The sequence below is a fragment of the Massilia sp. genome (assembly GCF_046293535.1).
GTDB lineage: Bacteria > Pseudomonadota > Gammaproteobacteria > Burkholderiales > Burkholderiaceae_D > Telluria.
This window is the reverse complement of record NZ_JBKBOV010000016.1, coordinates 11,123-23,601: the sequence shown is the minus strand read 5'-3', so window position 1 is coordinate 23,601 and position 12,479 is coordinate 11,123. Positions and strand designations below refer to the sequence as shown.

At 66.9% G+C, this 12,479-nt stretch carries 6 protein-coding genes; 5 read left to right on the top strand and 1 reads right to left on the bottom strand.

The window, feature by feature from the left end; genetic code table 11:
* Positions 1-18 precede the first annotated feature (18 nt).
* Complete coding sequence (locus ACK4S9_RS10895) at positions 19-306, bottom strand: hypothetical protein (RefSeq protein ID WP_409725370.1); 288 nt, start codon at positions 304-306, stop codon at positions 19-21.
* Between the two features lie 55 nt (positions 307-361).
* On the opposite strand from ACK4S9_RS10895, the gene phaC reads away from it, so the two are divergent.
* From phaC to ACK4S9_RS10870, 5 genes are all read left to right on the top strand, one after another.
* The gene (gene phaC, locus ACK4S9_RS10890; RefSeq protein ID WP_409725367.1) at positions 362-2,104 is read left to right on the top strand and encodes a class I poly(R)-hydroxyalkanoic acid synthase; all 1,743 of its coding nucleotides are present in this window, start codon (positions 362-364) and stop codon (positions 2,102-2,104) included.
* 272 nt (positions 2,105-2,376) lie between these two features.
* Positions 2,377-2,940, top strand: coding sequence for a polyhydroxyalkanoate synthesis repressor PhaR (gene phaR / locus ACK4S9_RS10885; RefSeq protein WP_409725364.1), 564 nt, complete (start codon positions 2,377-2,379; stop codon positions 2,938-2,940).
* A 138-nt stretch (positions 2,941-3,078) separates the two neighbouring features.
* A complete protein-coding gene (gene rimO / locus ACK4S9_RS10880; RefSeq protein WP_409725361.1) occupies positions 3,079-4,527 on the top strand; it encodes a 30S ribosomal protein S12 methylthiotransferase RimO in 1,449 nt (482 codons plus the stop codon).
* Entirely contained in the window at positions 4,524-5,687 is a 1,164-nt protein-coding gene (locus tag ACK4S9_RS10875) for a cystathionine beta-lyase (RefSeq protein ID WP_409725358.1), read from the top strand. The genes rimO and ACK4S9_RS10875 overlap by 4 nt, the downstream gene beginning before the upstream one ends.
* Positions 5,688-5,909: 222 nt before the next feature.
* Entirely contained in the window at positions 5,910-12,470 is a 6,561-nt protein-coding gene (locus ACK4S9_RS10870; protein WP_409725355.1) for a VCBS domain-containing protein, read from the top strand.
* Positions 12,471-12,479: the final 9 nt, after the last annotated feature.

Below are 12,479 nucleotides of genomic sequence, written 5' to 3'. Positions count from 1 at the left end.
GGCTCAGGGAGAGAATGTTCAGTCGCCTGCGCCGCTACCGTCACACGCACCCGCGTCCGGACCGCACTTGTCGGCTGCCATGGCCGGCAGCGCGGCCGCCGAGGCGTCGCCCGCAGGCGTTGCCGCCTCCCTGCGCGCCTGCGCTTCGCGCCGCGCGCGCCGCCGTTTTGACCCTGTAAGATAGAAAAGAATGGATAATGGCAGGGCGCAATAGAACAGGAACGTCATCACGCCGTGCACCACGGTCGGTTCGGTCGCCGCCATGAGGGCGACGACATAAATCCAGGCAACCGCGACGATCCACATGAGCTTTCTCCAAGGTTTTTATTCTGTACCCCGATTCTAAACAACGGACGCTGACATGAACATGCCTGACCCCCAAGCTTTCGCCGCCTCCTGGATGAGCCAGTTCACCGACCCGAGCGTCTGGCAGGGCTGGATGACGATGCCGGCCATGACCCCGCCTGCCGCCGGCGCCAACCCGCTGGCCGGCGTGCTGAAGGATTTCGGCGCCGGCATCGCGCCGGCGAAGCTGGAAAGCATCCGCGACGACTACCTGAAAAAGGCCGGCCAACTGTGGCAGGACTTCGTCGGCGGCAAGACCCCCGAGATCCATGACAAGCGCTTTTCCAGTTCCGAATGGCGCGAGAACCCGCTCTCGAGCTTCTCGGCCGCGTCCTACCTGTTGAACTCGGAATTCATGCTGGCCCTGGCCGACGCCGTCGAGGCCGGCCCGCGCGAGCGCCAGAAGATCCGGTTCGCGGTCCAGCAGATGGTCGATGCCATGTCGCCGGCTAACTTCTTCGCCACCAATCCGGAAGCGCAGAAGAAGCTGATCGAGACCAAGGGCGAGAGTCTCACCAAGGGCCTGGCGAATATGCTGGCCGACCTGCAGAAGGGCCGCATCTCGCAGTCCGACGAATCGGCCTTCGAAGTCGGCCGCAACGTCGGCACGACGCCCGGCCAGGTGGTGTTCGAGAACGAGCTGTTCCAGCTGATCCAGTACACCCCGACGACGCCGAGCGTGAAGGCGGTGCCGCTCCTGATGATCCCGCCCTGCATCAACAAGTTCTACATCCTCGACCTGCAGCCGGAAAATTCGCTGGTGCGCTACGTGGTGGAGCAGGGCAACACGGTGTTCATGGTGTCGTGGCGCAATCCGGACCGCGATCTTGCCAAGCTGCGCTGGGACGACTACGTCGAAACTGGCGCCATCAAGGCGATCGAGGTGGTGCGCGAGATCACCGGTCAGGACAAGACCCATGTGTTCGGCTTCTGCGTGGGCGGCACCATTGCCGCCACCGCCTTGGCCGTGCTGGCGGCGCGCGGACAGCAACCGGCTGCCAGCCTGTCGCTGCTCACCACGTTGCTCGACTTCCAGGACACCGGTGTGCTGGAAGTCTTCGTCGACGAGGCCCAGGTGGCCTTGCGCGAGCAGACCCTGGGCGGCGGCGGCCTGATGCCGGGGCGCGACCTGGCCACCACCTTCTCGGCCCTGCGTCCGAACGACCTGGTGTGGAACTACGTGCAGCAGAACTACCTCAAGGGCAAGGAGCCGCCGGCCTTCGACCTGCTGTACTGGAATGCCGACAGCACCAACCTGCCGGGCCCGATGTTCTGCTGGTACCTGCGCAACACCTACCTCGAGAACAAGCTGAAGGTGCCGGGCGCGCTCAGCGTATGCGGCGTGCCGGTCGACCTGGGCAGGATCGACTGCCCGGTCTTCGTGTACGGCTCCAAGGAAGACCACATCGTGCCCTGGGAAGCGGCCTTCGCTTCGATGGATTTGCTCAACCCCAAGAATCCGAAGGCCAACCGCTACGTGCTGGGCGCCTCCGGCCACATCGCCGGGGTGATCAACCCGGCCTCGAAGAACAAGCGCAGCTACTGGGTCAACGACAAGGGCGGCAAGACGCGCCCGAAGACGGCCGAGGCCTGGTTCGCCGGCGCCACCGAGCACAAGGGCAGCTGGTGGCCGGAGTGGGCCAGGTTCCTGGCCCAGAACGGCGGGGCGGACGTACCGGCCCCAAGCGTGTTCGGCAACGAGAGGTATCCTGCGACCGAGCCGGCGCCGGGCCGCTACGTCAAGGCGCGCGCGGATTGAGCGCTTGCGTGCGGCGCAATAGCTGTTCGTGATCCGGTCCACCGGACCGGATCACCCCGCCGTCCATATCAAAATCATCACGTTCGTTTGTAGTCTAATAATTGCTGCACCTGCGCGCAGGTCGTGGTATGGTGTGGGCTTGTCCGTCCGTAAGGCAATAAAATTGCCGCGCGGCGCGGCCCACGGGCCGGGTTTTCTGGTGACCAATCAAGAAAAACAGCGTGCGGTCGAAGCTCGGGCCCGTACCGTAACGCACAACGATGAGACATGAAATGAGCAGTGTGAAAAAGAGTGCTGAACGCCTGATCAAGAAATACCCGAACCGCCGTCTGTACGATACCCAGACCAGTTCCTACATCACCCTGACCGACGTGAAGCAGTTGGTGCTCGAGGCCGACGAATTCACCGTCGTCGACGCCAAGACCAACGAGGACCTGACCCGCAGCATCCTGCTCCAGATCATCCTGGAAGAGGAAGCCAATGGCATCCCGATGTTCTCCAGTTCGGTGCTGGCCCAGATCATCCGCTACTACGGCCACGCGATGCAGGGCATGATGGGTTCCTATCTGGAAAAGAACGTGCAGGCATTCACCGACATCCAGAACAAGTTCACCAGCAATGCCGCCGGCGCCCTCGAAGGCAAGCCCTTCAGCCCGGAAATGTGGACCCAGTTCATGAACGTGCAGGGCCCGATGATGCAGGGCATGATGAACAACTACATCGACCAGTCGAAGAACCTGTTCCTGCAGATGCAGGAGCAGATGCAGAACCAGAGCAAGGCCATGTTCGGCGCCTTTCCGTTCCCGGGCATGACGCCGCCGAACGACAAGAAGTAAATCAGGCGATAAGCAAGGCGTCGCTGTTTCGACACATCTGCCGGCCCTGGCCCGGGCCGGCAAACCCTGCCCCGGGTAGCACCGAGCTACCCGCTTACGGTACAATCGCGGATTGCCCAGATTCCTTGTCGTCCGCCCATGACCGAACTCCGCCGTATTCCTGTTGCCTCCGCCAACACCGCTGTCGCCGAAGCGCCCGCGCCGTCGCTCGTCATCCCGAGCCCGGCCGCGGGCGTGGCCGCGCCCAAGGTCGGCTTCGTGTCGCTCGGCTGCCCGAAGGCGCTGGTCGACTCCGAGCAGATCCTGACCCAGCTGCGCGCGGAAGGCTACCAGACCGCCAAGTCCTACGACGGCGCCGACCTCGTGATCGTCAACACCTGCGGCTTCATCGACGCCGCGGTGCAGGAGTCGCTGGACGCGATCGGCGAAGCCCTGGCCGAGAACGGCAAGGTGATCGTCACCGGCTGCCTGGGCGCCAAGAAGGATGCGGCGGGAGACGACATCATCACCAAGGTGCACCCGAAGGTGCTGGCCGTGACCGGCCCGCACGCGGTGGCCGAGGTGATGGAGTCGGTCCACCTGCACCTGCCCAAGCCGCATGATCCGTTTGTGGACCTGGTGCCGGACCACGGCGTCAAGCTGACCCCGAAGCACTACGCCTACCTGAAGATCTCGGAAGGCTGCAACCACCGCTGCAGCTTCTGCATCATTCCGTCGATGCGCGGCGACCTGGTCTCGCGTCCGATCCATGAGGTGCTCCAGGAAGCCGAGAACCTGTTCAAGGCCGGCGTCAAGGAACTCTTGATCATTTCGCAGGACACCAGCGCCTACGGCGTCGATGTGAAATTCCGCCTCGGCTTCTGGAACGGCCGTCCGGTCAGGACCCACATGACCCAGCTCACCGAGGAACTGGGCAAGATGGCGCGGCAGTACGACGCCTGGGTGCGCATGCACTACGTCTACCCGTATCCGCACGTCGACCAGGTCATCCCCCTGATGGGCGACGGCCACGTACTGCCTTACCTCGACATCCCGATGCAGCACGCGCACCCGGAAGTGCTCAAGCGCATGAAGCGCCCGGCCAGCGGCGAGAAGAACCTCGACCGCATCCTGGCATGGCGCAAGATGAATCCGGACCTGACCATCCGCTCCACGTTCATCGCCGGCTTCCCGGGCGAGACCGAAGAAGAGTTCGAATACCTGCTGGACTTCCTGCGCGAAGCGCAGATCGACCGCCTGGGCTGCTTCGCCTATTCGCCGGTGGAGGGCGCGACCGCCAACGAGCTGGCCAACCCGGTGCCGGAAAGCGTGCGCGAGGAGCGCCGCGCGCGCGTCATGCTGCTGCAGGAAGAGATTTCGCTGGGGCGCATGCAGGCCAAGGTGGGCAAGACCATGCGCGTGCTGGTCGACGAGGTCGGCGCCCGCGAAGCCATTGGCCGCACCGCCGCCGACGCGCCGGAGATCGACGGCGTGGTCCACATCAAGCGCGCCCTGCAGCCCGGCAAGGCCAAGCCGCAAGTGGGCCAGTTCATCGACGTGATCATCACCAAGGCCGACGCGCACGACCTGTGGGCCACCGTGGCATGAACAAGAAAACCGTGCAGACCGCGCTGATCCACAGCGACTACGAGGCCCCGGGCGGTTTCGCCGCCTTCCCTCCCGGCGTGCACCGCGCCTCCACGGTCCTGTTCGAGAACGTGGCGGCGATGCGGTCAGGCCAGTGGAAGGACAAGACCGCCTACACCTACGGCCTGCACGGCACGCCGACCACCTTCACGCTGGAAGCGCGCCTGGCGCAGATCGAGGGCGGCGAGCACTGCCTGCTGGCGCCGTCCGGCCTGGCGGCGATCGCGATGATCAACTTCGCCCTGCTGAGAAGCGGCGACGACGTGCTGCTGCCCGAGAACGTCTACAACCCGAACCGCGAGCTGGGACGCTGGCTGTCCCAGGACTTCGGCGTCAGCGCGCGCTTCTACGATCCGATGATCGGTTCCGGCATCGCCGACCTGATCCAGCCGAACACCAGGCTGGTCTGGACCGAGGCGCCGGGTTCGGTCTCGATGGAAGTGCCCGACCTGCCGGCCATCTGCAAGGCCGCCAGGGGAAAGGGCGTGCCGGTCGCGCTCGACAACACCTGGTCCGCCGGCCTGGCCCTGCGCGGTTTCGACGTCGGCGCCGACATCGTCATGCATGCGCTGACCAAGTACCAGTCGGGCGGCGCCGACCTCCTGATGGGCGCCGTGATCACGCGCGATCGCCTGCTGAACGACAAACTGGCGCAGGCCCACATGCGGCTGGGCCTGGGCGTCGGCGCCGACGACGCCTACCTGGTGATGCGCGGCCTGCCGAGCATGAAGCTGCGCTTCGAGGCCCACGACCAGGGCGCGCGCAAGGTGGCGGCGTGGCTGAAAGCCCGTCCGGAAGTCGCCAGGGTGCTGCACCCGGCTTTTGACGACTGCCCGGGCCACGCCAACTGGACGCGCGACTTCCAGGGCGCGGGCGGCCTGTTCTCGGTGTTGTTCGACGCGCGCTATTCTGAAGAACAGACCGACCGTTTCGTCGACGCCTTGACGCTGTTCGGCCTCGGCTACAGCTGGGGCGGCCCGAACAGCCTGGTGATGCCCTACCGGATCCGGGCGATCCGCAGCCACTGGCAGGAGCAGGGCGTGCTGGTGCGCTTCAACATCGGCCTGGAAGATACCGACGACCTGATCGCCGACATCGAACAGGCGCTGGCCAGCCTGTAAGCAGCTGCCGGGCGCCCTCGAGCGCGTCCGGCAAGACCATCCCGCGCATTTCTGCGCGATCCGGCACATTTCCCGCTACCTGACGGGTGGCCATGCGTCCTGCGCGCGAGTCGCCGCACGACTTGTGCATCATCATTTCCACACGGCAACTTTCGTGATAAACTTTCCCGCGAGTAAGTTATGTTGCGTGTCGGAAATCCTTCCGGCCCCATACAAGGATAAATGATGACCACGACCACCTCGTCCGTTAGTACCACGCTGAATTCGACCACCGACGACCTCGTCCTGACCGGCACCGCCGATATCGACGGCACCGGCAATTCCCGCAACAATGTCATTACCGGCAATGGCGGAGCGAACGTGCTGAACGGCATGGCGGGTGCGGACAGGCTGATCGGCGGCGCGGGCAACGACACCTATGTGGTGGACAATCCCGGTGACGTCGTGGTCGAGCAGGCGGGCGAGGGCGTGGACACCGTGCTGGCGGGCGTCGGCTACAGCCTGTCGGACCATGTCGAGAACCTGACGCTGACGGGGAACGCCTCCATCGCCGGCACTGGCAACGCGCTCGACAATACCATCACCGGCAATGGCGGCAGCAACACGCTCAGCGGCGGCGCGGGCAACGACCTGCTGGTCGGCAATGCAGGCAACGACGTGCTCGATGGCGGCCTGGGCGCCGATACCATGCAGGGCGGGGTGGGCGACGACACCTACATCGTCGACGAGGCCGGCGACGTGGTCAGCGAGGCGGGCGGCGGCGGGATCGATACCGTCAAGTCCAGCATCAGCTACACCCTGCAGGACGGGTTCGAACACCTGAGCCTGCTGGGCGAGGCCGCCATCGACGGGACCGGCAACGGCGCGGACAACATCATCATCGGCAACAGCGCCGCCAACACCCTGAGCGGCGGCGCCGGCAACGATACCCTCAATGGCGGCCTGGGGGCGGACCGGATGCAAGGCGGCAGCGGCAACGACACCTACGTCGTCGACGATGCGGGCGACCTGGTGATCGAAGCGGCGGGCGAAGGCCTGGATACGGTCCAGTCCAGCATCAGCTATACGCTGACCGACAACGTCGAGAACCTGGCCCTGCTAGGAGCGGCCGCCAGCGGCACCGGCAACGAACTCGACAACAATATCGTCGGCAACGGCGCCGCCAACACCTTGTTCGGCCTGGCGGGCAACGACAGCATCGATGGCGGGCTCGGGGCCGACGAGATGCATGGCGGCACCGGCGACGACACCTATTACGTCGACAACCTGGGCGATACCATCGTCGAACTCGACGGCGAAGGGCGCGACCGGGTGTTCTCGAGCGTCAACCATGCGCTGGCCGCCGCGGTCGAGGAGCTGACCTTGACGGGGAGCCAGAACACCGTGGGCACCGGCAATGAGCTCGACAATACCATCACCGGCGGCAACGGCAGCAATACGCTCATCGGCGGCGCCGGCAACGATACGCTGACCGACAACCTGGGCAACGATGTCCTCGACGGCGGCCTGGGGGCCGACACCATGGCCGGCGGCGCCGGCAACGATACCTATGTGGTCGACGATGCCGGCGACCTGGTCATCGAGAGCGCGGGCGCGGGCAGCGACACCGTGCGTTCCAGCATCGACTACACGCTGACCGACAACGTCGAGCACCTCGAGCTGAGCGGCGAGCAGGACCTCAAGGGCACTGGCAACGCGCTGCACAACACGATCACCGGCAACGCCGGCAACAACGTGATCGATGGGCGCGCCGGCAACGATACCGTGAAGGCGGGCGCCGGCGACGACCTGGTGCACGGCGGCGACGGCGACGACCTGCTGCTGGGCGAAGCGGGCCAGGACACCCTGTACGGCGACGCCGGCAACGACCGCCTGGATGGCGGCACCGGCGCCGACCGCATGGCCGGCGGCAGCGGCAACGACGTCTACGTGGTCGACGACGATGGCGACCTGGTGATCGAGGAAGCGGGCGCCGGCACCGACCTGGTGGAATCGAGCATCACCTACACCTTGACCGCGCAGGTGGAAAACCTGACCCAGACCGGCACCGCCGCCATCGATGGCAGCGGCAACGAACTCGACAACATCGTCAACGGCAACAGCGGCGCCAACACCCTGCACGGCCTGGCCGGCAACGACACGCTGTACGGCAACGCCGGCAAGGACCTGCTGCTGGGTGGCGACGGCAACGACTGGCTCGACGGCGGTCTCGACGCCGACAGCATGCAGGGCGGCAGCGGCGACGACGTCTACATCGTCGACAATGCCGGCGACCTGGTCGTGGAGAACGCCGGCGAGGGGCTGGACCTGGTGCGCGCGAGCGTCGACTACGTCCTGACGGCCGAAGTCGAGAACCTGACCCTGACCGGCGGCGGCGCCATCAGCGGCACCGGCAACGAGCTCGACAACAAAATCATCGGCAACAACGCCGCCAATGCGCTGTACGGCGGGGCGGGCAACGATATCCTGGAAGACAACGGCGGCAACGACAGGCTGGACGGCGGCGTGGGCGCCGACACCATGTCGGGCGGCGCCGGGAACGACGTCTACGTGGTCGACGACGCGGGCGACCTCGTGATCGAAGCCGCCGGCGCCGGCACCGACACGGTCGAATCGAGCATCGACTACACCCTGGTGGCGAACGTGGAAAACCTGGTGCTGACCGGTTCGGACAACCTGGTCGGCAACGGCAACGCCCTGCACAACCGGATCACCGGCAACGCAGGCAACAATACGACCGATGCCGGCGCCGGCAACGACACCGTCAACGCCGGCGACGGCAGCGACCTGGTGCGCGGCGGCGACGGCAACGACTTCCTGTATGGCGAGGGGGGCGACGACCAGCTGTACGGCGACGCGGGCAACGACATGATCGACGGCGGCCTCGGCGCCGACCGCATGGCCGGCGGCCTCGGCGACGATACCTTCGTGGTCGACGACATCGGCGACCTGGTCGTCGAGGACGCCGCGGCCGGCACCGACATCGTGCAGTCCAGCATCACCTACACCCTGACCGCGAACGTCGAGAACCTGAGCTTGACCGGCACTGCCGCCATCGACGGCACGGGTAATGAGCTGAACAACATCATCACCGGCAATAGCGGCGACAACCTGCTCGACGGCCTGGCCGGCAACGACACCATCCACGCCGGCGCCGGCAACGACACCGTGGTCGGCGGCGAGGGCGACGACACCCTGAACGGCGAGGCCGGCGACGACCAGTTGCGCGGCGACGCCGGCAACGACCTGCTCAACGGCGGACTGGGCAGCGACAGCATGCGCGGCGGCAGCGGCAACGACACCTACATCGTCGACAACGCCGGCGACCTGACCATCGAAGAGGCCGGCGAAGGCACCGACCTGGTGCAGGCCAGCGTCAGCCATACGCTGGCGGCGAACGTGGAAAACCTGACCCTGACCGGCTCGGCCGCCATCAACGGCACCGGCAACGAACTCGACAACGTCATCACCGGCAACAACGGCGCCAACACGCTCAGCGGCGGCGCCGGCAACGACACCTTGACCGCCAACGGCGGCAACGACATCCTGGACGGCGGCCTGGGCGCCGACACCATGCAGGGCGGGGCCGGCAACGATACCTACGTGGTCGACGACATCGGCGACGTGGTGGTCGAAGCCGCCGGCGGCGGCAACGACACGGTCGAGTCCAGCATCGACTACGTGCTCGGCGCCAACATCGAGAACCTGGTGCTGACTGGCGGCGCCCTGAACGGCACCGGCAATGCGCTGGCCAATACCATCACCGGCAACGACCTTGATAACCTGATCGATGGCGGCGCGGGCATCGATACGATGATCGGTGGCGCCGGCGACGACACCTATATCGTCGACCAGACCGGCGACCTCGTGGTCGAGGCGGCGGGCGGCGGCACCGATACCGTGCGCGCCAGCGCCAGCCATACCCTGTCCGCCAACGTCGAGCACCTGGTGCTGCTTGGCAACGCCGCGATCAACGGCACCGGCAACGCCCTGGACAACACGATCACCGGCAACGACGCCGCCAACGTCCTGTCCGGCGGGGCCGGCAACGACAGCATCGCCGCCGGCGGCGGCAACGACAGCATCGACGGCGGCCTTGGCGCCGACCTCATGCGCGGCGGCAGCGGCAACGACAGCTACGTGGTGGACGACGCCGGCGACCAGGTCCTGGAAAACGCCGACGAGGGCGTGGACACGGTGCAAGCGAGCATCGGCTATCGCCTGGCGGACAATGTCGAGAACCTCACCCTGACCGGCACTGGAGCGATCTCCGGCAGCGGCAACGAACTGGACAACGTCATCACCGGCAATGCCGGCAACAACCTGCTCGAAGGCGGGGCCGGCAACGACGTCCTGGCGGGCGGCGCGGGCGCCGACCTGCTCCAGGGTGGCGCAGGCGACGATACCTATCGCTTCCGCCGCGGCGACGGCGCCGACCGCATCGAGGACGCGCAAGGCAGCGACACCCTGCACATGACTGGCGGCTTGAGCCGGGCCGACCTGACGGCGAGCATCTCGGGCAATGACCTGGTGATCGGCATCAAGGGCAGCGCCGACAGCGTGCTGCTGGCCGGCTGGCTGGACGGCGCCACGGAAGGCGTGAACCGCGTGGTCTTCGACAATGGCAGCGTGCTCGATCGTGCCGGCATGATCGGCCTGCTGGGCAACGTGCCGGTCGCGAACGCCGACAAGCTGGCGGTGCGCGAGGACGGCGGCCCGGTACAGGTCGCGACCAGCGTGCTGCTGGCAAACGACCTGAACGGTGCCGCGAGCGTGGTGGCGACCGGCGCATCCAGCCTGGGCGCCCAGGTCAGCCTGAACGGCGACACGGTGCAGTACGATATCGGCAGCCGCTTCCAGGAGTTGGCCCAGGGTGAAGTGCTCAAGGATAGCTTCAGCTACACCGTCCAGGATATCCTTGGCCGCACGTCCACCGGCGTCGTCAACGTCGAGATCACGGGCGTGAACGACGGCCCGGTCGCGACGGCTGACAGCGCCGCCTTCAAGGAGGGCGAAGCGGCCGGCGTGAACGGCAACGTGCTCGCCAACGACAGCGACATCGACCGCGGCACCGTGCTGCAGGTGGTCGCGCCCGGCACCATCGCCGGCAGCCACGGCACCCTGGTGCTCGACAAGGACGGCAACTACGGCTATACCCTGAACCCGGCCGGCGCCTACGATGCATCGAAGGCGGTGGACGGCGTGCTGACCGAGCGCTTCGACTATGCCGTCACCGACGGCATCGCCAGCGCCGGCGCCAGCCTCGAGATCCGCGTGACCCTGTCGAACCTGGCGCCGGTCGCCGCCGAGGATGTGGCGCAGGTGCTGGAAGACGGTGCGGCCGCCAGCGGCAACGTGCTCGCCAACGACCGCGATCCGAACGCCGGCACGGTGTTGAAGGTCGCCGCCCCGGGCAGCTACGCCGGCAGCTACGGCACCCTGGCGCTGGCGCACGACGGCAGCTACACCTATACCCTGTACGCCGGCGACGCCCGCGTACAGGCGCTGGCCGAGGGCCAGACCCTGCTCGAGCAGTTCGCCTATGTCGTCACGGACGGCATCGCCACGGACGCGTCGACGCTGGCGATCACCATCACCGGCAGCAACGACGCCCCGCTGGTGGCCGCGGACAGCGCCGCGGTGTCCGAGGACGGCGTCGTCAGCGCCAGCGGCAACGTGCTCGCCAACGACAGCGACATCGATGCCGGCGCGCTGCTGGCGGTGTCCGCGCCCGGCACCTATGCCGGCGCCTATGGCACACTGGTCATCGCGCAGGACGGCAACTACACCTACCGCCTCGACAACGACGCCAGGGCGGTGCAGTCGCTGGCGCAGGGCGCTACCGTGGTCGACAGCTTCAGCTACGCCGCCACCGACGGCATCGCGACCACGACCGGCAGCCTGGCCATCGCCATCACCGGCAGCAACGACAAGCCAGTGCTGCGGCCCGACAGCGCCTCGATGCTGGCCAGCCAGGCCACGCTCGCCGGCAACGTGCTGGCCAACGACAGCGACATCGACGCCGGCACCCAGCTGACGGTGACGGCGGGCAGCTTTGCCGGCAAGTACGGCACCCTGGTGCTGCAGGGCGACGGCAGCTACGTCTACCAGCTCGACGCTTCGGCCGGCATCGCGGCGCTGGGCCGCGGCGCGAGCGTGGCCGAGCGCTTCGACTACACCGGCAGCGACGGTTTCGCTTCGCTCCTGTCCTCGCTCGACATCACCATCGCCGGCACCAACGACGCGCCGGTGCTGGCCAAGGCGCTGGCCGACATGCACGTCAACTTCAACAAGGCCTTCTGGTTCCAGCTCCCGGCCGGCAGCTTCACCGACGTCGACCGGGGCGACACCCTGGTCTACTCGGCGACCCTCGCGGACGGCTCGGCCCTGCCTTCCTGGCTGAAGTTCGACGGCGCCACCGGCACCTTCTCGGGCACCGCGCCGAAGCAGGTCACGTCCTTCGACGTGCGCCTGAGCGCGACCGACAAGGCAAGCGGCGCCGGCGCCAACCTGTCGGCGTCGGACGTGTTCAAGCTGCACGTCAACCACGGCAACAACGGCGGCGGCAACGGCGTCGACGCGGCGCCCAACGGCCAGCAGACCGACAAGGACAGCCCGCCGGTCGACAACCCGTGGGTGCTGCAGGGCGGCCAGAAGGGCAGCGGCAAGATGGTGATGCCGCAGGCGGTCGACAACGGCTACCGGTATGGCGCTGACGATGGCGGCCATGCCGAGCTGGTCGGCGTCCACGGCGGCCATGTCGCCGACCTGTTCATCGCTTGACAAGCCCAG